The organism is Petrotoga mexicana DSM 14811 (genome assembly GCF_002895565.1).
In the GTDB taxonomy this organism is placed as follows: Bacteria; Thermotogota; Thermotogae; order Petrotogales; family Petrotogaceae; genus Petrotoga; species Petrotoga mexicana.
The window spans coordinates 51,779-73,384 of record NZ_AZRN01000014.1 but is presented as its reverse complement, the minus strand read 5'-3'; the positions used below and the strand labels follow the sequence as shown (position 1 = coordinate 73,384).

At 31.3% G+C, this 21,606-nt stretch carries 23 protein-coding genes; 9 read left to right on the top strand and 14 right to left on the bottom strand.

What is annotated here, in order from left to right; all coding sequences use genetic code 11:
* From X927_RS04940 to X927_RS04875, 14 genes are all read right to left on the bottom strand, one after another.
* Positions 1-209, bottom strand: a 209-nt coding sequence (locus X927_RS04940) for a hypothetical protein (protein WP_146026578.1), incomplete at its 3' end; no start/stop codon positions are given.
* A 2-nt stretch (positions 210-211) separates the two neighbouring features.
* A complete protein-coding gene (locus X927_RS04935) occupies positions 212-889 on the bottom strand; it encodes a MotE family protein (RefSeq protein ID WP_103076993.1) in 678 nt (225 codons plus the stop codon).
* 301 nt (positions 890-1,190) lie between these two features.
* On the bottom strand, positions 1,191-2,027 hold the full coding sequence (locus X927_RS04930; RefSeq protein ID WP_103076992.1) for a mechanosensitive ion channel family protein: 837 nt from the start codon (positions 2,025-2,027) through the stop codon (positions 1,191-1,193).
* A 15-nt stretch (positions 2,028-2,042) separates the two neighbouring features.
* Positions 2,043-2,741, bottom strand: a complete 699-nt coding sequence (locus tag X927_RS04925) for a 16S rRNA (uracil(1498)-N(3))-methyltransferase (protein ID WP_103076991.1) — start codon at positions 2,739-2,741, stop codon at positions 2,043-2,045.
* A gap of 6 nt (positions 2,742-2,747) precedes the next feature.
* Complete coding sequence (gene serS, locus X927_RS04920; RefSeq protein ID WP_103076990.1) at positions 2,748-4,022, bottom strand: serine--tRNA ligase; 1,275 nt, start codon at positions 4,020-4,022, stop codon at positions 2,748-2,750.
* A gap of 161 nt (positions 4,023-4,183) precedes the next feature.
* A complete protein-coding gene (locus X927_RS04915; RefSeq protein ID WP_103076989.1) occupies positions 4,184-4,402 on the bottom strand; it encodes a DNA-directed RNA polymerase subunit omega in 219 nt (72 codons plus the stop codon).
* A gap of 26 nt (positions 4,403-4,428) precedes the next feature.
* On the bottom strand, positions 4,429-5,037 hold the full coding sequence (gene gmk, locus X927_RS04910; protein ID WP_103076988.1) for a guanylate kinase: 609 nt from the start codon (positions 5,035-5,037) through the stop codon (positions 4,429-4,431).
* A gap of 2 nt (positions 5,038-5,039) precedes the next feature.
* The gene (locus tag X927_RS04905) at positions 5,040-5,327 is read right to left on the bottom strand and encodes a DUF370 domain-containing protein (RefSeq protein WP_012207955.1); all 288 of its coding nucleotides are present in this window, start codon (positions 5,325-5,327) and stop codon (positions 5,040-5,042) included.
* A 126-nt stretch (positions 5,328-5,453) separates the two neighbouring features.
* Positions 5,454-6,338 carry a YicC/YloC family endoribonuclease gene (locus X927_RS04900; protein WP_103076987.1) on the bottom strand — a complete coding sequence of 295 codons (885 nt, stop codon included), beginning with the start codon at positions 6,336-6,338 and terminating at the stop codon, positions 5,454-5,456.
* A 37-nt stretch (positions 6,339-6,375) separates the two neighbouring features.
* Complete coding sequence (locus X927_RS04895) at positions 6,376-7,509, bottom strand: cysteine desulfurase family protein (protein WP_103076986.1); 1,134 nt, start codon at positions 7,507-7,509, stop codon at positions 6,376-6,378.
* Between the two features lie 19 nt (positions 7,510-7,528).
* Positions 7,529-8,878: a sensor histidine kinase gene (locus X927_RS04890; protein ID WP_103076985.1), complete on the bottom strand. Its 1,350-nt coding sequence runs from the start codon at positions 8,876-8,878 to the stop codon at positions 7,529-7,531.
* Positions 8,841-9,515 (bottom strand): response regulator transcription factor, encoded by a 675-nt coding sequence (locus X927_RS04885; protein ID WP_103076984.1) that lies wholly within the window; start codon positions 9,513-9,515, stop codon positions 8,841-8,843. The genes X927_RS04890 and X927_RS04885 overlap by 38 nt, the downstream gene beginning before the upstream one ends.
* Positions 9,516-9,634: 119 nt before the next feature.
* Complete coding sequence (locus X927_RS04880; RefSeq protein ID WP_103076983.1) at positions 9,635-10,981, bottom strand: hypothetical protein; 1,347 nt, start codon at positions 10,979-10,981, stop codon at positions 9,635-9,637.
* A 23-nt stretch (positions 10,982-11,004) separates the two neighbouring features.
* Entirely contained in the window at positions 11,005-12,516 is a 1,512-nt protein-coding gene (locus X927_RS04875) for a hypothetical protein (protein ID WP_103076982.1), read from the bottom strand.
* A 112-nt stretch (positions 12,517-12,628) separates the two neighbouring features.
* Between X927_RS04875 and X927_RS04870 the strand changes: the two genes are divergently transcribed.
* The 9 genes from X927_RS04870 to X927_RS04830 all read left to right on the top strand — a co-directional run bounded on the left by X927_RS04870 (position 12,629) and on the right by X927_RS04830 (position 21,441).
* Positions 12,629-13,219: a DUF2179 domain-containing protein gene (locus X927_RS04870; protein ID WP_103076981.1), complete on the top strand. Its 591-nt coding sequence runs from the start codon at positions 12,629-12,631 to the stop codon at positions 13,217-13,219.
* 122 nt (positions 13,220-13,341) lie between these two features.
* Positions 13,342-13,812 carry a YbhB/YbcL family Raf kinase inhibitor-like protein gene (locus X927_RS04865; protein ID WP_103076980.1) on the top strand — a complete coding sequence of 157 codons (471 nt, stop codon included), beginning with the start codon at positions 13,342-13,344 and terminating at the stop codon, positions 13,810-13,812.
* Positions 13,813-13,944: 132 nt separating this feature from the next.
* Positions 13,945-14,439 carry an adenosine-specific kinase gene (locus X927_RS04860; RefSeq protein ID WP_103076979.1) on the top strand — a complete coding sequence of 165 codons (495 nt, stop codon included), beginning with the start codon at positions 13,945-13,947 and terminating at the stop codon, positions 14,437-14,439.
* A gap of 35 nt (positions 14,440-14,474) precedes the next feature.
* Entirely contained in the window at positions 14,475-14,999 is a 525-nt protein-coding gene (locus X927_RS04855; RefSeq protein ID WP_103076978.1) for a methyltransferase domain-containing protein, read from the top strand.
* Positions 15,000-15,010: 11 nt separating this feature from the next.
* Positions 15,011-15,913: a cation diffusion facilitator family transporter gene (locus tag X927_RS04850; protein WP_103076977.1), complete on the top strand. Its 903-nt coding sequence runs from the start codon at positions 15,011-15,013 to the stop codon at positions 15,911-15,913.
* Positions 15,914-15,943: 30 nt separating this feature from the next.
* Entirely contained in the window at positions 15,944-16,531 is a 588-nt protein-coding gene (locus X927_RS04845; RefSeq protein WP_103076976.1) for a DUF7847 domain-containing protein, read from the top strand.
* Between the two features lie 90 nt (positions 16,532-16,621).
* Positions 16,622-17,128, top strand: coding sequence for a ferritin-like domain-containing protein (locus X927_RS04840; protein ID WP_103076975.1), 507 nt, complete (start codon positions 16,622-16,624; stop codon positions 17,126-17,128).
* A gap of 57 nt (positions 17,129-17,185) precedes the next feature.
* Positions 17,186-18,310, top strand: coding sequence for an exonuclease SbcCD subunit D (locus tag X927_RS04835; RefSeq protein ID WP_103076974.1), 1,125 nt, complete (start codon positions 17,186-17,188; stop codon positions 18,308-18,310).
* Positions 18,307-21,441, top strand: a complete 3,135-nt coding sequence (locus tag X927_RS04830) for an AAA family ATPase (RefSeq protein ID WP_103076973.1) — start codon at positions 18,307-18,309, stop codon at positions 21,439-21,441. The genes X927_RS04835 and X927_RS04830 overlap by 4 nt, the downstream gene beginning before the upstream one ends.
* Positions 21,442-21,606 lie beyond the last annotated feature (165 nt).

Below are 21,606 nucleotides of genomic sequence, written 5' to 3'. Positions count from 1 at the left end.
TTATTATTATTATTATTATTTTTTATTACTTCTTTTTCAGGCAGAGGAGAGTTTTTAAAACCAAGACGTTCTTTTTCTATGTTGCTAAAAATATCTTGAAGTTTTTGGTCAAAGGATTTTAATTTAGCATTAGATGCATTCGCAGTAAAATGACTAATGTTTTTTGATTTAGGTAAATTTGTTATAAGATCAGTTAAGGCAATGTTCAAAATTATTCGCTCCTTTTTTCTCCCATTTTGGCTATTACTTCAGCAGCTTTTTGTGGGTTAACAAGAGCAAGAGCTTGCAGTATTTCAGCGGCTGATTTTGATTCAAGGGTTGCGAGTGCATCAACTAGTAACTCCACACTTACTTCTTCTCTACTTAAAGCGTTGGCAATTTGTTGAGGGGTTGATCTAGCTAGCCAATTGGCTAGGGTATTTATTCTGGCATTGTAATCGTTGTATTGGTCAATTTTTTGTTGATATTCTTGATTTAGCTTTTCTAATTCTTCTCTTTGAGCCATTAACTTTGCACTTTCTTGTGAAACTTGCTCTAAGAGTTTTTGTAATTCATTTTGTTCGGCAATTAAACTTTCTATTTCATCTTGTATAGCCTTGAGCTTGGTGTCTAACAATTCCTTTTGTAAATAGAAGGGATCAGAAATCTCTAAATATTCATACTTGGATAAATTTCTTAGTCCTGGTACAAAATCGACTAAAAAAGCCATATAACTTCTCCAACTATTTTGAAGATTCAAATTTAAGTAAGAAAGTCTGTTATATTCAAAGTAGATGTAACCAAATCCTAGGAGAAAAATTATCACAATTACAGAAATTAATATAATCCTAAAGAATCTTCTTCCCGATCTTTTTTTGGGTTTTGGTTTTTCTTTTTGTTTATTTTGCATGGAAAATTTCCTCCTTACACTAATATTTTTCTGTATAATGATGAGATGTTCCTAATCGCTTAGGGGTTTCACCCCTAAGAACCCAAAAAACAGTGAAATATAACCATTAAGCTCATCTTTTGCACAAATCAGTAAAAAGTATTTTAGCGCCCCTTCGCCCCGCAGCCCGACCCACAGTTAGCCCACAATTGACCCTTATGAGAATATGGAAGTTATTTCAAAGCATTATGAAAAAACTTTTGCACAAGGCTGTAAAATTAAGAAAGGCGGTTTACACCGCCTCTTTAAAAATTTGTATAATTTAAATTTTTTCTTTGTTTTGGGTTATTTCAGTGGGGACATCTTTTATGTGGAGGTCTAATTGGTTGAAAGGTATTTCGACTTTATTTTCTTCGAATTTTTGTTTAATTGATTTTGCTACATCCATCGACGAAGCGAGGAAATTTTCTTGTTTTGCCCAGAACCTTACAACGAAATTTATAGAGGAATCGGCATATCCATCGAAAAGGATCATTGGTTGATGGTCATCATCTATATGCACTAATTCGGCTGATCGTACTGCTTCATCTATTACATTTATCACCTTGTTCAAATCGGATGAATAAGATACTCCAACTTTTACCTCGTTTCTTCTTATGTTGGAGGGCCAATAATGAATGATCTTGCTTGACCAAACTTCTCTACTGGGAAGATGAACTCTTCTCCCATCCCATGTTCTTATGACCACATGGTTCACGTTTATCTCTTCTACTGATCCAGATATTCCATTTATTTCTACACCTTCACCATCTACTACTAGATGATTCAACATTATTAAAAATCCACAGATTAAGTTACCAAGAGGTTCTTGTACTGCAAAAGCGACTATTATACCACCTATTCCTAATCCAGCAAGAAATGCGCTAAGGTTAGTAAAAATTACAGAAATAATGATAAAACCACCTAAGGTATACATAGCTATGTTCAATATCGTCATTAGAGATTTTCTGTATTGAAGCGTTACTCTTCCACTTTTTTCTGCTGTGTTTATTACGATTTTATATATAAGTTTTGCTAAGTACCTAGCGATAAAGAGGATTGCAATGCTAATACCGATTCTTATTAGATAATTAATAGTTGTTTGAAGCCATTCTGGCATTTTAAATACCCCCCATTAAATAAATAGTCTGTTGTATTCATAGTTTATAATACTCATTGCATATATAGCAGAAGTTTCAAAACGGAAGATACTTTTACCCAAATTGACAATTTTGAATTCGTTTGTAGAAAAAAAGTTTTTTTCTCTTTTTGAAAATCCATACTCTGGACCAACAACTAAGTTTATTCTTTGGCTACCTTTTAACTCTTTTAAGACTTTTCCTACGTTGTCATTTTTTCCATCTAAGTCCATTACTATAGTGTCTTTCTTAGGAATTTCCTTGAATTTTACAAAATTAATTTGAGGGATATTGGCAAAAACAGTTTGTTTGGATGTTTCTATTATGACCCTTTGAAACTTGTTCAAATTTTTATAATTTATATCCGATTTTTCCCCTCTGTAAAGATAAAAAGTATTCGCCCTTAATTCAACCATTTTTTCTAACAGTAAGTGCATTCTATCCCATTTACTCATGCCTAAATATACTGATACATGTGGTTTGTAATCTTCTTGTGGTTTTTCCTTATCTATAATTTCAAGGATCGTTTCTTTTTTACCTATTTTTACAATTGTTGCAGTGTATAATAAGCCATCTCCCGTTATTACTTTTATTACTTCCCCTTCGACTTTTTTTGTTATTTTTAAGTGTGCAGTTTCTTCTTCGTTTAGAATAATTTCTTCATTTACTTTTTTCCCGTAAAATGTATTTGGCATTTATAATCAACCTATGAACTCTTTCCCCATGTAAGGTATGAGTTTTTCAGGGATTTCTATCTTGCCATTGGCTGTTTGATAATTTTCCATTATAGCTACTAAAGTTCTTCCAACCGCTAATCCTGAACCATTTAGTGTGTGAACAAAATTTAGCTTGTTTTCTTTGTTCCTGTACCTTATGTTTCCTCTTCTTCCTTGAAAATCTTTTGTATTTGAACATGATGATATTTCTTTATAATCATTATAGCTAGGTAACCATACTTCCAAGTCATAAGTTTTGGAAGCTGCAAAACCTAAATCTCCAGTGCATAGTGCAACCACTCTGTATGGTAAATTCAACAGTTGCAACACCTTTTCTGCGTGACTTGTTAATTCTTCTAGTGCTTGAGAGGATTCTTCGGGGGTTGTATACCAAAATAATTCTACTTTATCAAATTGGTGTTGCCTGATCATTCCTCTTACATCTTTTCCATAACTACCGGCTTCTCTCCTATAACAGGGTGTATAAGCAACATATTTTAAAGGCAGGGAATTTAATTCTAAGGTTTCGTTTCTATGTAAAGCTGCCAAAGAAACTTCTGCAGTAGAAATAAGGTACATTTGATCCAACGAAGTTTTATATAAATCATCTTCGAATTTCGGTAGTTGACCTGATGAGGTTATAGTTTCTTTTGTAACTAGATGTGGAGGTAGTATAAAGGTGTAACCGTGATCTTTGGTATGTAAGTCGATCATAAAGTTGATTAAGGCTAACTCTAAACGGGCTATGTCACCTTTTAAGATGGTGAATCGAGATCCGCTTAGTTTAGCTGCTCTGTCAAAATCTAAGAGGTCTAATTCAGTGCCTAAATCCCAATGGGCTTTTGGGTCGAAATCAAATTCTCGTGGTTTCCCCCATCTTCTCACTTCGAGATTTTCGTTCTCATCTTTTCCAACGGGTACGCTGCTGTCGGGAATATTAGGCACACATAATAATTTATAATTTAAATTGTCTTCAATGTTTTTTAAATCTGATTCTAGATTTTTTATTTGTTCAGAGAGTTCCTTCCCTTGGATAATTATTTCTTCAGCCTCATCATTTTTCTTTTGGGCTTTTAATTTAGCAACTAATTTAGAATTTTGATTTCTTTGGGCTCTAAGAGTTTCAATTTGTTGCAACAATTTTCTTCTCTCTTCATCGAGAGAGATAATTTCATCAATGATAGAAGTTTCGTTGTTTCTTTTTATTAAAGCTTCTTTTATTTCTTGTGGATTCTCTCTGATATATTTTAAGTCTAACATTTTACCCTCCCAAAATGGATGTTTTAAAAAGTTCTAAAAATTGATTTAGCGCCCTTTCGCCCCGCTCCCGTCTAAGGAAAAAGAGATAATAGTTTTGCCCCGTTCACGACTATCTTTTTATTCGTAGTTTCCTACAAGTTACTACCCTTGAGGGTAGTCGACTATTTACTTAAACTATCTAATAAAGCTGAATTTTTAACTTGTATCTTACCCTCTTCTAATTCTTTTAAGGCAATACTTACGTAGTCTTTTTTTTCAGTAATCCCTTTCAGTTCATCTAAGTTTTTTAGAGTTTCAGCCCTTTTAGCTGCAATAATAGGAATTACATATTTATACTTCGCTCTATTTAATATTCTATCGTAATTTATTCCCAAATTCATGTGATTTCACCTCTTAATATAAAAATTCATAATTGTTTTTTAAAAAAAAACGGAGTTTTATCATCAAATCTTTCTCTTTTTAGTTGTTCTGCCACAAGAACAGAAATCAATTGATTTGTTGATTCTTCGACCTCCTGATTTACGATTACGTAATCGAAATCTTTCATATGAGAAATCTCCCATTCTGCATCTTTCAGCCTTATTTCCAAAGAATCTTGTGATTCGGTACCTCTTTTTCTTAGTCTTTTTTCCAGATCCTCATTGGAGGGAGGTAAAATGAAAATGTAGATAGCGTTCTTATAAATTTTTTTAATGTTTAGAGCTCCTTGAACATCGACATCTAAAACAAGGCCTCGACTTTCTTTTAACTTTTCCTCAATAAATTTTTTGGATGTGGCATAATAATTTCCATGAACCTCAGCCCACTCGAGAAATTCTCCATCTTCTTTCATTTTAAAAAAGGTGTTTTTATCGATAAAAAAATAATCTTTTCCGTCAATTTCTCCAGGTCTTTTTTCTCTTGTGGTATAGGAAACAGAGAAAGAAAAACCAATAATTTTGTCTAAAGCACTTTTTATCAATGTAGATTTTCCTGCACCTGATGGTCCACTAACGATGTAAAACAATCCGTCCATTTTTATAGTACTTCCTTGCGTATTTTATCTAAAACTTTTTCAATGTCATAATAGTTCTGCAAAAATCTGTTGGTAATCGTTTCTGGTTGGATTGCGCTGGCTATAACATGGCCAGAGTCGGTTATTATAAATGCTCTAGTTTTTCTTCCGTGGTTTACCTCTAATAGCTTTCCTTGTTGCTCTGCGATTTCTTTTAATCTTTTTAAGGGTTGAGAAGTAGGCGAAACAATGGCTATAACCCTATCACCAACAACGATATTTCCAAAACCTATGTTGATCAATCCATACATGAAGAGCACCTCCACCAGCAAAAATATTTAGCTTAGATCCATCCTTCCATCAAATATCTTTAATATACAATCTATCCGTACTCCTTTACGATATTTTTGATCATTTACCATAATTCAATAAATAATTTAATGAAGATTTTGAACTTGCTCTCGAATTTTATTAACTAAAGTTCTCCCTTCCAAGGAAAGGTTAGTTATATCTAAAATTTTTGACTTGGAGGCGATGGTGTTAAATTCCCTATGCATTTCTTGACAGATAAAATCTAGTTCTTGCCCAATACTGTCGTTATTATTTTCATTTTCCAAGAAATTGTTAAATCTTTTAATGTGGCTTTTTAGCCTGTCTAATTCTTCGCTGATGTCTGCTCTTTCTGCTAATAATACTATTTCCATTTCTAACCTATTTTCATCGATATTATCTATATTACTGATCAAAGTATTAACGTTATGTTTTAACTGCTCTCTGTATTTTTCTTTCATTTGATGAGCGTTTTCTTCTATTTTAATAACAATATCTTCAAGTTCATTCAAATAACCAGTAAGAAAGTCTTTTAGATCTTTTCCTTCTTCCTTTTGGTACCTCAATACTGTTTCGATTACTTCTTTTAAAACTTCTTTCATGCCTTCCCAAATGTCATCGATAGTTTTTTCATCAATGGAAATTTTGACTATATCTTTGAATTTTAACAAATCTTCTAAATTAACGTCATCTGCTAAATGTAATTCGTTGATCAAATTGTTGAGGGCATTGTAATAAGCCTTAGCTAACCCTAAGTCAACATCGATTATGTTGTCTGTCTTCAATAATTTTATATCTATTGAAATTCTCAAGGTTCCCCTTTTGAAGTACTTTTTTACCAAATTTTGAATATGTAATTCTAACGGAGAAAATAAAGGTGAGATTGAAGTATTGATGTTTAGATTTTTGGAGTTGAGAGATTTTATTTCTATATTATAACTATAATCACCGATATTTTTTGTTATTCTCCCATAACCGGTCATGCTTCTCATAATTTCGCCCCCTTTATGTTTATTATACATTAAAAAATTAATAATTCAAAAAATTCAAGACATTTTTTAACTTAATCAAGAATAATTCGGCCTCATCGTCATTATTCAAGTGAGATAAGCTAATTCGGATCATACCACTTGCCTCGTCATTTTTGTATCCCATACTTTCCATAACTCTACTAAAAGATTTAATCTTACTTGAACAAGCTGAAGTGGTTGATACATAAATTTCTTCTTCTGAGAGGGCGTTTACAATAATATCTCCTCTTACATTAGGAAAGAAAAAAGCTAATGTATTTGGAACAGAATTTTCTAAGGGAGTGACTATTTTTGCTCCCATGTTTAGTAATTCGTCGGCTAGATGATCCCTAATATTTTTTATATTTGAATTCATCTTATCAAGATTTTCGGTCGATTTTTTCAAAGCTAAAGCCGTGCCAATGATTCCTGGTACATTTTGTGTCCCTGCTCGCATCCCATTTTCTTGGGAACCACCTGTTATGAAGGGAAATATTCTTGTTCCTCTACGTTTGTAAAAAATACCTACGCCTTTTGGGCCATGAAATTTATGGGCAGAAAAGGAAGCGAAATCACATTTGTATTTGTACAAATCAAAGGGTATCTTACCGATAGCTTGTACAGCATCAATATGGAAGTAAGTTTCTTCGTTTTTTTCTTTTATTATTTTGTAGGCATCTTGGATAGGTTCCAAGGTACCGACTTCATTGTTTGCCGCCATTAAACTAACTAATATGGTATCTTCTCTTACGCTTTTTGACAATTCATTTAAATCTATTACTCCCTTATCATTCACATTTATATAGGATACTTCAAAATCTTTCCTTTCTAGTTGTTTGAGTGTGTTAATAACGGCAGAATGTTCTATGGTCGAGGTTATAATATGTTTGCCTCTATTTTTGTTAGCTTCTGCAACTCCTTTTAGAACCCAATTTATTGATTCAGTAGCACATGAGGTGAAAAATATCTCTTTGGGTAAAACTTTAAACACTTCGGAAATTTGCTCTCTTGCTTCTTCTAAATCATTTTCAATATTTACGCCAAATTGATGAATAGAGCTGGGATTTGCGTAGTATTCTGCCATATATTTCAAAATCAAATCAGCAACCTGGCTGTCAACTTGGGTGGTTGCATTGTTGTCAAAATAAATCAAGTTATATTCCTCCTTACAGTTACTTCAAAAAGATCAGCGTAAAAGTACTACCTTTGTCTAATTCAGAATATGCTTTTAATTCAATATCTAACGCATCAGCTAGTTTTTTTGCTATTGATAATCCTAATCCATGTCCTTTATCGCTTCGAGAAGGGTCCACTTTGTAAAACCTTTCGAAGATGTTTTTTAATTTTGTCGGTTCTATACCAATACCATGGTCTTGAATGCTTATACTCTTTTGATCGGGGTCTAATTTTATTATTATTTCTTTTTGATTTGATGAGTATTTTATTGCATTTTCAATGAATATTTTGAGGATTAAAGAAAGGTATTCATTAGAGCTGTTTACTGTGAAAGTTTCTCCCTGTATATCTATTTTGAATTCACTCAACTCTAATTTAAAAAGATTCAAAGTTTCTTCTATTACATTTTTAACATCTATACTTTCTTTTTTGATTTGATAATCGTTCTTAGTTAGAAGCAAAAGTTTTTCAACTAGATCCCTTAAATATTCGTTTGATGCTTCTATACTGTTCAGCGATTCTTCCATAATTTTGGGATCGTTTTTCCCCCATCTTTTCAGCATTTTAATGTAACCATTTATAGAAGTTAAAGGTGTTCTCAACTCATGGGAAACATCTGAAACGAATTGATTTTGTATTTCAAAAGCATTTTCGATTCTGTCCAACATTGAGTTCAATTTTTGTGCGAAGATATCAAATTCCTGGGATTTTTGTTCGGATATCCTTTTATCAATGGTATCGGCATCTATTTCAGATATTTGTTCTGCCATTTTGACTACAGGTTTAAGTGTGCTTTTAGCTAAAAAATACGATACTAATAACGATATAAAAAAACCAGCCGTTATTATTACAAAAACTGCTTTTTCAAAGTTTTTCAAAAGCGCTGTTAGTTCAAGAGATGGTCCACCGACAATTAAAAGGGATGAACCAAATATTGGGACACCTGCAAAGATGTAGTACATACCATCAGATTCATAAAGATACGGTAACCTAGGAATTTTAAAATTTTCCTTTATCAAACCATATGGGTCTGAAATCAATTGTCCATCCAAAATGACTATCCTGTTTGATAATAAACTTCTTCTCAATACACTTGAATCCTGCATAATTTGGTAAAGTAATTCTATAGGATCTTGAGGATTTTTGGCATTTTCTCTGTTCAATCCACTTACATTCAATTGTGCTATATACATGTCGTTGTAACTTTGAAGTGTGAATTGTACAAAAACGATCCTCACTAGGCCAACAATCGCCAATACGATACTCATAGTAATAGCTGTGAAAACAATTGTTTGCCTAAAAATCGCACTATGTTTTACTTTTTTTCTCCCTAATAACGTAGCCAACACCTCTCACAGTTTCTATATTTTGCGCAGAATTTTTCAATTTTTTTCTTAAATAATTGATGTATACTTCAACTAAGTTGTTGTTTTCTTCATCGTAGTATCCCCAAATCTCTTCCAAAATTTTTTCTTTTGAGACAACTATATTTTTATTGAGAGCCAATAGCTTGAGTATGTTAAATTCCGTAAGACTCAAGTGAACATTTTTTTTATTCACAAGAACTTCCATGTTTTGAGGGTAAATCTCTATGTCTCCAACTTTTATCAATTCTTTAGTTTTGCCCATTCTTTTTAATAAAGCCTCTATTCTTGCCAATATTTCTTCTATTTCAAAAGGTTTAACCACATAATCATCAGCATTTTTTAAACCTTTAACTTTACTTTCTAACTCCCCTCTGGCTGTGATCATTATTATTCCAATATCATTGTCGTAATCTCTAATTGCCTCGGCAACCTCAAATCCATCTCTTATGGGCAACATTATATCCAATAATATAATATCAGGCTTAAAATTTTCATAAAATTTTAATGCTTCATCTCCATCTTTTGCTATTTTTACGTTATAGCCTGCATGGGTTAATTCCAACTCTAAAAGCCTTGAAATGGATCTATCGTCTTCTACTACTAAAATTCTAAACATTTGTAATCCTCCCCAAAGTTGAAAATAATGTCTTTAAAAACTTTAATAGCGCCCCTTCGCCCCGCAGCCCACCCTCTAAGGAAGGTTGAATAATGGTTTCACCCTTCTGCCCAACACGGTTAAAATTCGAATGATAAACTTATAGTGTGTAAGTGTTGATGAAATAAGTAAGAAAGCAAAACCTTGCTTTTTTGAAAAGGAAAAGCGTACTGAGCTCCGAAATTAAAGTATATAGATGGTTGATTTTCTTTACTTATTGAGAGACCAAATCCTGGATATAAAGATAATTCTGAGGTTTGTTTCTCACCAAGTGTATAAGTTTTTACAGCCACTAAATCGTAGGTTAATTCGTTTATATCTACTAAAATACTATTTAGATCTTCTATCTGACTGTTTACCTGAAGTATACCGTATAAACCAAAATTATTGAAATCTTCGTAATCGTCTAATAAAAAAGATACATTTATCAGATCTTCTTTATTTTTCAGTATAGCTCCAATTCTAACACGATCATTCAAGGTTGTTTTATAGGTAAATTTAAAGTTGTTATTGAAGTTGGAGGAGATTTTAAAGTAAGACTTGTTGAACTGCAAAGAAATACTGGATATAATCTCGTTAGAATCAAATTGATAACTTACTCCGAGGTTGGTTTTTAAATTTGAGACATTTTTTGTTTTTTCTTCGACTGTTAGGTTTTCTAGATTAAACGTAGATGTAACTAAAACACGGTATTCTTCATCTTTTTTTATCAAATAATAATTGTTAATATTTTCTTTAAAATTAACATCTGCTTTATTTATATCAAAGATCTCATAAAATTCAACTTTTTCTAGATCCGTAAGGAGCGAAAAATTTGATTCTAAGAATCCTATGGCATCCTTGCTTTTAAGTGAAGAGTCGCCATAGTTTTTTTCTAAACAGATTAAATAATCATAGAGATTTTTTGAAATTTTGTGTGAAGATGAATATGTGATCACTTTATTTTTTCCTGCGTTATCATCCAAAAAATTGAAAAAATCTAATATTTCAGACGACAATTCGTCTTTGCCAAACAAAATTATACTATTCGAGTTGGGGACTTTTCTAACTTTTTGGTTTAAAAGCATCAGAATATTTGATATTTTTGTTATTTCTAAACTTTTGAAGTTAATCTCTGTAGCATTTTGTACTGATTCTTGAATTATTAAGTCGAAATCTCCCACCAAATACAAATTATGTCCTACTTTTTTGTATTCATAATCGGTAGAATATAAGATAATATCTAAAGCACTTTCCAAATCTAAAGTATTTATTTCTTTGGTAATTTTCCCTGAAGTGTTGACTTTTGTTAAGATAATGCTTCCACTAACTTCCTCAAGTTTTTGTAGTACTTCTTCAAGCGGTGCTTCATTGAAACTCAAATGAATATTTGAAAAGTAAAAAGAGGCTGAAAAGACGACTATTATTAATATTAAAACTTTTTTCAACTTTTAGAACCACCCTTTTTATTTTATCTATGGATCTTTAGTGAGTAATTATCAACTTTGATTATTTCATTGGGATTAGTACCTTTACTTGTAATAATCTCTATTAGAATTTTATCTACACCTAATTCAGTAACTAATTTCTCTGTGAATTCATTTGTTTGTTCAGGTAATAGTAATTGTTTGGATTTTAATATAATTGTGTTCCCTACCTGATTATTTGTAGTAGAATTCCATTTTTTCATGTAGATATCATAATTAACAGATGAGTTTCCAGTATTTTCTATTTCAAAATTGATTGTTATATTATTATAAAAATCGTTTAAAATATTATTCTCCTTGATGTATACTTTTGATTCTGAGTTATATACATTATCTCCAAAATCTACTGTTACTGGAATATTAATTTTACTTAGAATCGTTGTTGTTCCTTCGCTACTTTCTCCAATTAGAGTCAAATTAGTATAGTATTCACCGGTTAATTCAACCAAATTTGATCTTCGGTAATCTGCTATTAGTTTTGTTTCCACTCTTTGGTATTTAGGTATTGATAATTCCTTAGGGGTTATAGATAAATATTTATTGTTTGTTTTTCTATTATAAAGGCTTTGTTCGTCTGCTTCCAATTCAAAATCAAAAAAAACGTTGATCTCTAAAAAATCATTATTAACTACATCCAAAGAGAATTCTACCGGAGTCGTGATATACTCCCTAGGGCTCATTTCTTTAGGTATTTTTATATAAATTTGATTTGGATCTGAATTTACGTTAACTACATTCCTTTCTTTGTATACATTCTCTGATATCTTAAATTCTTTTTCATAAACGTATTTTTCTTGAAAATAATCTTTATAACCATAATATATCTCTGCTCTAATCTTGTATTCTTCAGGAGCTAAATATTTTTCAATAAAAATATTACCTTCTTTGTTAGTATAAGGTAAGAGATTTATAGACTGGTCTTTAAAAAGGGATTTTTGAAAAATCAATTGCTCGTCATTTAATTCATACAAAGAAAAAGTTCCCCAGACATTAACTTCCAAATTACTACTGTTGGATAGTTGTAATGGGAAATAGGTGCCTAGTTTATCTTTGCTTGAAAAAAATGGGGTATCACAATACATATCTAAAGAAATTTGCATATTCGAAGTATTTATATCCACAATTTTTATAATAATTGGAAAACTAATTTTAGCTACCTCTGAATCTATTGGTAAATTATCATCAGCCAATACAGAAAAAGCAAGAACATGAGTACCTTGTGAAATTTCGGAACCTTTAACTAAAAAATCAACTTTTTTTGTTTTATAGGGAAGTAAACTAATTTCACTTGGATACGATACTTCAAAAGAGGAATTCTCTAAAAGCGAACTAATGTGTATATTAATTTTACTCTCTGAGTCGTTAGTGAAATAAAATGAAACAACCTTTTCTTTGCTATCTACTAATTCTACAGACTTCAAGAATGAATCAACGTTCAAAGAAAACAGCAAGTTAAAGATAGTCAAAGAAATAAAAAGTAGAATTATTTTTCGCAAAAGTATATCTCCTTTCCAAATTTTATTTATTTTTCTATATTATATCATTTAAATATGATAAGATATTTTGAGTTAACAAAAAATAATCAATATTAAAAGGGGTGAAGATGTAGTGGAAGTTTCTTCTTTTATGGAATCTACCTTTTTTTCTCTAGTAATTTTTCCCATTATAATTTTTGCTATGAGGCTTTGCGATGTAAGTCTGATGACGATAAGGATCATCTTTATCTCAAAAGGTATCAAGTTTTGGGCATCCGTATTAGGATTTTTTGAAATAATTATATGGCTTATAGCTATTTCTCAAGTTATGAATAATTTGGATAACCCTATTTATGCGATAGCTTATGCCTTGGGATTTGCTACTGGAAATTATCTAGGAACGGTTTTGGAAGAGAAAATAGCTATTGGAACAAACTTAGTAAGAGTGATAACCAACAAAGAAGCTCAACCTTTGGTTGATTATTTGAATAAAGAGGGTTTTGGAGTAACTAGTATAGATGCGAAAGGATCTAAAGGTCCTGTGAAAATTATATACAGCGTGGTTAGGAGGAAAGATTTAAAAAAGATTATAGACATAGTTAATGAATTCAATCCAAATGCTTTTTATTCAATCGAAGAGGTTCGTGGGGTGAACAAGGGGATTTTTCCAGTACAAAACGTTAATTTCGAATTTAGAAATAGATTCACTAGAAAAGGGAAGTAGCTTATAAAAGTAGGGGTTTGGATAGCGATATCAGAAGTGTAGTATTTTTATGGTATAATTATAGTGTAACTTTTAAAGTTGTTAATTGCTTTTAAATTATCGTTGGAAGGAGGGATATTGATATGGCTTTAAAAATTTCCTCACCAGTTTTTAAAAATAACGATTATATACCAAGCACCTATACCTGCGAGGGTAGGGATGTTAACCCCACATTGTTAATCGAGGGAATTCCCGATGAAGCAAAATCTTTGGCGTTGATAATGGATGACCCAGATGCTCCAAAGGGGACCTTTGTGCATTGGGTGGCATGGAACATTGAATTAGTTGACGAGATTCCTGAAAGGATCCCAAAAGAATACTCAATAACTCATCCTCTTACATTAAATCAAGGGAAAAACAGTGCTCATCAAACTGGATACATGGGTCCTTGTCCTCCTGTTGGACATGGGGTTCATCATTATCACTTTAAACTTTACGCATTAGATACAACATTGGATTTACCTCAAAACACCAAAAAAGAAGATTTATTGAAAGCTATGGAAGGTCATATAATCGAAGAAACAGAAATTGTAGGATTGTATAAAAGAGATTAATCTTAGTGAGTGGGGAGAGGAATGAAAGCTCCGTTTTCCTTATGGGTGGGGAGCGGTGTGAAGGGGCGCTATAAATAAATTTTTAAAATTTTTAAATCTAATATTTTCGAAAAAATAATCAGGAGGCGAAAGATGGACTTAAAACTCGATGTTGTACAGTTAGATATTCCCGAAGATACGAATATAATAGTAGGGCAATCGCATTTCATAAAAACTGTTGAAGATATCTATGAAAGTATAGTTACAACAAACCCCTCTTTAAAATTTGGATTAGCTTTCAATGAGGCCTCCGGTCCACGTCTTGTAAGATACGATGGTAACGATGAAGAGTTAATTAAAGTAGCTATCGATAACGCTCAAAAGATAGGAGCGGGTCATTGTTTTGTGCTAATTATCAAAAATGGTTTCCCTATAAACATAAAAAATCAACTATTGAATGTCCAAGAAGTACTTAATATTTTTGCTGCTACAGCAAATCCTTTACAAATAATTGTAGCTGAAAGTGATCAGGGAAGGGGTATATTAGGAGTAATAGACGGATATCCTCCAGTAGGTGTAGAAAAAGAAGCTGATAGAGAAAAAAGGAAAATCTTCTTGCGAGAAGTAACAAAGTACAAAAGGTGGTAAATTCGCTATATAGTTTATGAAATAAAGGGGAAAACATGTGGATTTTTTTTACAATTTTATCATTATTAATATTATATTTACTTTTTTTCTGGGTAATTCCTTTTTCATTAAAAGGCGCGATATTCGATCCCAGTAGAAAACGAGATGTCGAAAAAATGGTTAATATGGCAGAAATAAAAGGAGACGAAATCTCGGTAGATTTAGGATCGGGTGATGGCCGTGTTGTTATAGCCTTTGCTGAAAAAGGTGCACAAGCTCATGGTTTTGAGATAAATCCTTTTTTAGTCTTGATTTCGAGGATAAATATTAGAAGAGCCGGATTAAAAGGAAAAGCATTTATTCATTGGAAAAACTTTTGGAAAGCAGATTTGTCTAAATTCGATATTATAACGGTTTTTCAAGTGGATTTTGCGATGAATGAATTAGAAAATAAGTTAAAAAAAGAACTCAAGCCTGGATCAAAAGTAATTTCAAATCAATGGACGTTCCCAAACTGGAAATATTCAAAATATGAAAACGGTATCTATGTTTATGATTCAAGCGAATTGCCAACAAAATAGAGGATGGTTTTATGGATCTAAATCATGAAGAAAAAGAAAGTAATCTGAATTTTAGACTTCTTCTTTCTGTTATACTGAATTTTGGAATAACTATAGCAGAGATATTGGGTGGAATTTTTTCTAATAGTTTAGCTTTATTATCCGATGCCATACATAATCTTAACGATACTACTGCAATCCTTATAAGTTATATTGCAAGGGTTTTATCAAAAAAGAAACGAGACTCAAAAAGGACATACGGTTATAAAAGGGTAGAAACACTTGCTGCTTTTGTAAATACAGAAATATTAATGGTTATCGCTGTTTATTTACTTATTGAAGGTATAAATAAATTATCAAATCCATCAATCATACAAGGTAACATAATGCTAACAGTTGCTTTTATTGGGTTAGCAGGAAATTTAGCAACCGCATATTTACTGCATTCTGGTTCAAAAACAAATCTAAATGTCAGAGCTACTTTTGTTCATATCCTTAGTGATACCTTTTCATCTATATTTGTAATTATTGGGGCATTTTTGATCATTTATCAAAAACTTTATATCATTGATGCTATTTTTACTCTAATGATAAGCGGGTATATATTTGTGGAAAGTATACCACTAATGAAGGATACTATAAATATACTCTTGCAAGGAACTCCAACTGATATCGAAATCGAAAAAATAAAAACAAAGTTGGAAAAATTTGATTTCGTAAAAGATGTTCACCATATCCACATTTGGACAACCGATGGAAAAGACAAATATATGGAAGCCCATATAAGACTTCAAGAAAGTTTGGACCAAAATAAGTATGATTTAGATGATTGTATAGATGAATTAAACAAAGTTTTAAAAGAAGAATTTGAAATCAATCATACCACTTTGCAGTTTGAAAAAAATAGATGTTTGGAAGAAGAAAAAGTTACATGAGTCTCTTCAAAATTGGAGGGGGGAATATGCGTGAGAATAAATCTAGGTGATGTTTTTACCGAACCATTTAAAATAGTTGGTAAAAATCCTGCCATGCTCATACCAGTCTTTATAGGGATTATACTTACTTTACTTTTTGATGTTGTAAGATTTATGGGACCTTTAGCTAATTTGGTATCATCAATCATCATAGGTATAACCACGATGTTTTTCATCGCTTGGATAACTATTTTATTTGATCAATATAAAAAAGGGGAAGAAATTGATCTGAAAAAAAGTTTCTCTCAAATTAATCAGCTTCTATTAGAGATAATCGTGCTCTCTATTGTGGTAGGTTTTCTAATATCTCTCGGAACTTTAGCTTATGTTATCCCCGGATTAATATTAGCCCTTTTCTTAATTTTTTCTCCGTGTGCATTGGTGATTGACAAACTTTCAGTTACCGATTCTCTGAAAAAGAGTTATTCTTTCGTTTTTAAAGGAGAAAACTTTTTACAAATATTTCTACTTTTACTTGTTATTTTTCTTTTGGGAATGATCCCTATTGTTGGACTTTACTTATCAATTATTTTAGAGTATATACTTTTACCTTACATTTATGTAGAGTATTCAAAATAGTTGCTTGTTGACTGTGTGGCAAAGGTGTTTTAAATCAAATGTTAAAGATACTAAAGATAGTATCAAAATAAATATTTGGAGGTGTTTTCTTTGAATGAAAAAAAGGCTCTTGGTATATTAGAATATGCTTTATCAAAGGAATTAGAAGGAATGCAATTTTACGAATCAAAGGCAAACACGGTTAAGATTCAACAGGTTAAGGAAACCTTTAAAGAATTAAGTAATATGGAGAAAGATCACGCAGATTATATAAGTAGTCTGATAAAAGATGTAAAAAGTCATGATTATGCACATTTCTCACAACCTACCGATATCGGCCAATCTTTTTCCAAAAGAGCTACCCAAGAAATAGCTTACCAAGGTGATTTTACTGTTGTAAAATCCGATATTCCTGTATTAAGAATGGCGTATCTTATCGAAGAAGATTTCATGAATTTCTATAGCAAAGCTGCCGAAAGCGTTGAAGACGAAGAGTTAAAAAAGATACTGAATCATCTAGCCGAATGGGAAAAAGAACATAGAGATAGAATTTATACACTCTATCAAAAATTATCCAAAGATTATTGGGAACACATGGATGTCGAACCATTGTATTGAAAAATCGAAAGATTAGGGATGCAATTTGCATCCCTTTTTTAGAATTTGGAGGTAACTATGAAATTTATTCATACTGCGGATTGGCATCTTGGAAAGATAATATATTCAAACTATATGACCTTAGATCAAAAATTTATTTTAGACAAATTTTTGGCATATTTATCAAAAACTCCACCGGATGTATTATTGATAGCAGGGGATTTATACGATAGAGGCATCCCTCCTTCAGAGGCAGTTAATCTATTGAACGAAGTACTTTCTAAAATTGTACTCGAATTAAAAATCCCCACACTCATAATTTCAGGAAATCACGATAGCGATGAGAGACTTGAGTTCTTGAATGGTATACTTTCTAACATGAATCTTCATATCGAAGGTACTTTAAAAAAAGAAGTCAAAAAAATCACTTTTAATGACGAATATGGTCCTGTTAATTTTTTTATGCTTCCATATGTTGACCTTCAAAAAGCTAGTGATATACTTGAAATAAATTTTGAGAATAAAATCAAGCTTTTAAAGCATTACATTAATAGTATCGATTTGGATGAAGATGAAAGAAACGTATTGATAGCCCACGAATACATAATGGGTGGATTGAATAGCGAATCTGAAAGGCCTCTATCCATTGGAGGAAGCGAATATGTGGATCCAGACATCTTTGAAAAATTTGATTACGTTGCCCTCGGACATCTCCACAGACCTCAAAAGATCAAAAATAGTTATTACTCTGGTTCTCTTTTAAAGTACTCCTTCAGTGAAGCAGGCCATATAAAAGGAATGAACTTAGTAGAAATAAAAGAAAAAGGAAATATAAAAGTTGAAAAATTGAGCTTCAACACGGCTAAAGATATGAAAATAATAAGAGGATATTTTGATGACATAATGAAAATAGAGAGTTCGAATGATTATCTTCAAATAATATTAAAAAATACCAAGCCTGTTTATGATGCCATAAACAAGCTGAGAGCAAAATTTCCAAATGTTCTATCTCTTGATTTTCCTAATTTAAAAACGAATGATGAAATAAAAACAAGGGATTATAATATAAAGAAAATATCCCCCGTAGATCTTTTCGAATTGTTTTACAAAGAAGTCAAAAACCAAGTACTCTCTTTTGAGGAAAAACAGATAGTGACAAGTATTTTCAACGATCTCCAAAAAGCAAGTGGTGAAGAAAAATGAAACCAATAAAATTAAAATTCCAGGCCTTTGGCCCTTTTTTAGAAGAGCAAGAAATAAATTTTAACAAATTAAGAAACGATACTTTGTTCTTAATTACAGGCCCAACAGGTGCAGGAAAAACTACGATTTTCGATGCAATCTGTTATGCTTTATACGGGAATGGTTCGATGGGCGAAAGAGGAGATGCGATAGCCAGGTCTCATTTTGCAGATGAAAAGACCGACACATACGTGGAATTTGAATTTCAATTCAAAGATAAAATAATTGAAATCTCAAGAACCCCTTCTTACGAAAGATCAAAAAAAGATGGTGAAGGGACCACGAAGCAAAATAGTCAAGCTAGTATAAAGATATATCAAAATGGTCAACTGATACTACATGAAACCGGGGTTAAAAAAGTAAATAGTAAGGTGGAAGAATATTTAGGTTTGAACTATGAACAATTCAAACAAATAGTAATGATTCCCCAGGGAGAATTCAGAAAGTTTATAACAGCCAATTCAAACGAGAGAGCAGAGATCTTTAAGAAGATATTTGACATAAGTATATATGAGCGTTTCGAACAAAAAATAGACGAGATTTTTAAAAATATAGAAAAAGGATTAAAGGCCCAACAACAAAGAATCAAAAACATACTAGAAACAATAAACCTTGAATCAGAAGAATACAATCAATTGTTGAAAGAAGAAAATATTGACCCTGAAAATCTAATTGATCAATTAACAAAGGAAATTAGAAAAAGAGAGATTTATAAGGAAGAAACCGAAAAACAAAAATCTCAAAAACAAGACAAACTACAAAAACTAAATACGGATCTTGAAAATATAAAAAAGGCAAATGAACTAATTGAAAAGAAAGAAACCCTTAAAAAAGAGATCGAAGAACTCCAACAAAATTCTGAGTATATTCAAGAAAAAGAAGAGCTTCTTAATAGGTTAAAAAAGGCAAAAGAAATCCTTCCATACGAAGAAAGATACATAGAATATTTGAAAGAATTAAACGAAAAAAAGAACCAACTCAAAAATCAACAAAGTATATTAGATAAAAGTATGGAAGAAAAGCAACGAATAGACGAAAAATTACCAGAAATTGAAAAGCAATATCAAAAGATATCCGCTGTTGAAAAAGAAATTGAAGATCTCAATCAAAAATTAGACAAATACGTTGAGTACAAAAATTTAATTAAAGAATTCAATACAAAAAAGAAACTTTATGATGAAAAGGTTAGAGAAACCCAAGAAAAAGATGAGAAGCTTTCAAAAGCTCAAAAAAAATTGGAACAAAACGAAAAATATATATCGGAAAACGAAGATATAAACGTAGAAATACTTAAAAACGAAATTAGCACAAATGAAAAATTATTATATGCAGCCAACGAATTATCTAAAAAATACTCAGAATTGGTAGTCTTACACAAGGATTATCAGAAAGTAAAAAAAGAAAAAGAAGAAATGGAGATTGAAATACAATACTTAAGAGAAGAACAAAGCAAAAAGACTACCGATTTTATAAAATCACAGGCATACCATCTCGCGTCCAATCTAAAAGAAGGAGAACCATGTCCCGTTTGTGGATCTATCTTTCACCCTTCTCCTGCCAAAAGTAGTGGAAAATTAATAACAGAAAAAGACCTAGAGGAAATCAATCAAAAATTAAATGAAAAAGAGAAAAAAAAGGTAACGATACTAAAAAATTATGAAGACGTATCAACCAAATATTCACAAGAGGTATCTTTATTTAAATCGGAATACAAAAGAATTTGTGAAGAACTCCAAATTCCCCAAAAAAGTCAGAATATACACACTCATATACAAAATTTAATAAAAATGCTTAAAGATAGATTAGACCAGCAAAAACAAGAATACGAAGAAAAAATAAAAATATACAACAAAGTCAAATCATTGAAAAACGATAATAAAAAGATCAAAGAAGAAATTAGAGAGTTAGAAGAACAAAGAGAAAAGTTGAGAAAAATAATAGATGAATCGAAATCAGAAATTATAGAAGTAGCAACTAAAATTACAAATCTTAAAGAACAATTAGAAGACAAAACCGAAAATGGGATAATAAGCGAAATACAAGAAAAAAGAAAATTTATCCAAGGTATCAAAAACACTTACGAACAAAAAAGAGAAGAAGCTAACAGAATCGCAGAAATAATAAATTCTTCAAAAGGAACAATAAAAACTTTAACCGAAGATATAATTAAATTAGAGGACCAAGTAAAAAATGCTGAACAAAAATTCGATCAAATGATAGAAAAAATGGGATTTGAGAACCAACAAGAATATCAAAGAATAAAAGAACAAATTAACTTAATAGAAAGTTTAGAGGATGAAGTTCAAAAGTATAAAGAAGAATTAAAGAATAAGCAGACTCTTCTCATTGATTTAGAAGAATCCACTAAAAATCTAAAAATAATTGATGAAACACCTTTAAATAATGAAATAGTGCAATTACAAAAGGAAATTGAAGAATTAATCAAAAATGAAACGAATTTAGAATATGAAATAAAACAGCTTAAAGCCACAAAAACTAATTTGGAAACCATAATAAAAGAAATAGAAAAACAAGAAAAAGAATACTCAAATATAAAGAACTTAAGAGATGTCAGCAAAGGAGATAACAACACAAGGATCAGTCTTAGTAAATACGTACTAGCCTATTATTTTGAAGAAATATTATCTCAAGCGAATCTAAGATTAAATAAATTAACAGATGGAAGATATCAGCTGCATAGATCTTCTAAGGTACTTGATGCAAGAAAGAGTGAAGGCTTAGAAATCATGGTTTTTGATATTTACACTGGAAAAGAAAGAGAAATAAAAACACTTTCAGGAGGAGAAAGTTTTAAAGCTGCACTAGCCCTTGCTTTAGGATTAGCCGATGTGGTGCAGACTCAATCTGGTGGAATATCTTTAGATACGATTTTTATAGACGAAGGATTCGGCAGCCTTGACACAAACTCTCTTGATAGTGCAATCGAAGTATTAACAGAGTTAAATAGCTCAGGAAGAATGGTGGGTATAATATCTCATGTAAGTGAATTGAAAGAAAGAATTAATTCAAAAATCGAGGTAATACCAGGAAAAAATGGCAGCTACATACAGACAAGGTTCTCCTTCTTTTAAATTAGCTGCCAGCTTTTCCATTTAAATTCCTCTTTGGTTGATTAAAACTGTGTTTGGAGTAGTGTCTGACCTCTTTGCCATCTCACTTAAATTCCTCTTTGGTTGATTAAAACAGTTATCAAAAATAGATTAATTAAGAATTAGAAATAACTTATATCTAATATT

Bases quoted from the DNA above. Each gene is read 5' to 3' on its own strand.
- X927_RS04935 (WP_103076993.1), bottom strand. From the start codon at position 889: ATGCAAAATAAACAAAAAGAAAAACCAAAACCCAAAAAAAGATCGGGA.
- X927_RS04930 (WP_103076992.1), bottom strand. From the start codon at position 2,027: ATGCCAGAATGGCTTCAAACAACTATTAATTATCTAATAAGAATCGGT.
- X927_RS04925 (WP_103076991.1), bottom strand. From the start codon at position 2,741: ATGCCAAATACATTTTACGGGAAAAAAGTAAATGAAGAAATTATTCTA.
- serS (WP_103076990.1), bottom strand. From the start codon at position 4,022: ATGTTAGACTTAAAATATATCAGAGAGAATCCACAAGAAATAAAAGAA.
- X927_RS04915 (WP_103076989.1), bottom strand. From the start codon at position 4,402: ATGAATTTGGGAATAAATTACGATAGAATATTAAATAGAGCGAAGTAT.
- gmk (WP_103076988.1), bottom strand. From the start codon at position 5,037: ATGGACGGATTGTTTTACATCGTTAGTGGACCATCAGGTGCAGGAAAA.
- X927_RS04905 (WP_012207955.1), bottom strand. From the start codon at position 5,327: ATGTATGGATTGATCAACATAGGTTTTGGAAATATCGTTGTTGGTGAT.
- X927_RS04900 (WP_103076987.1), bottom strand. From the start codon at position 6,338: ATGAGAAGCATGACCGGTTATGGGAGAATAACAAAAAATATCGGTGAT.
- X927_RS04885 (WP_103076984.1), bottom strand. From the start codon at position 9,515: ATGTTTAGAATTTTAGTAGTAGAAGACGATAGATCCATTTCAAGGCTT.
- X927_RS04865 (WP_103076980.1), top strand. From the start codon at position 13,342: ATGGCTTTAAAAATTTCCTCACCAGTTTTTAAAAATAACGATTATATA.
- X927_RS04860 (WP_103076979.1), top strand. From the start codon at position 13,945: ATGGACTTAAAACTCGATGTTGTACAGTTAGATATTCCCGAAGATACG.
- X927_RS04855 (WP_103076978.1), top strand. From the start codon at position 14,475: ATGTGGATTTTTTTTACAATTTTATCATTATTAATATTATATTTACTT.
- X927_RS04850 (WP_103076977.1), top strand. From the start codon at position 15,011: ATGGATCTAAATCATGAAGAAAAAGAAAGTAATCTGAATTTTAGACTT.
- X927_RS04835 (WP_103076974.1), top strand. From the start codon at position 17,186: ATGAAATTTATTCATACTGCGGATTGGCATCTTGGAAAGATAATATAT.
- X927_RS04830 (WP_103076973.1), top strand. From the start codon at position 18,307: ATGAAACCAATAAAATTAAAATTCCAGGCCTTTGGCCCTTTTTTAGAA.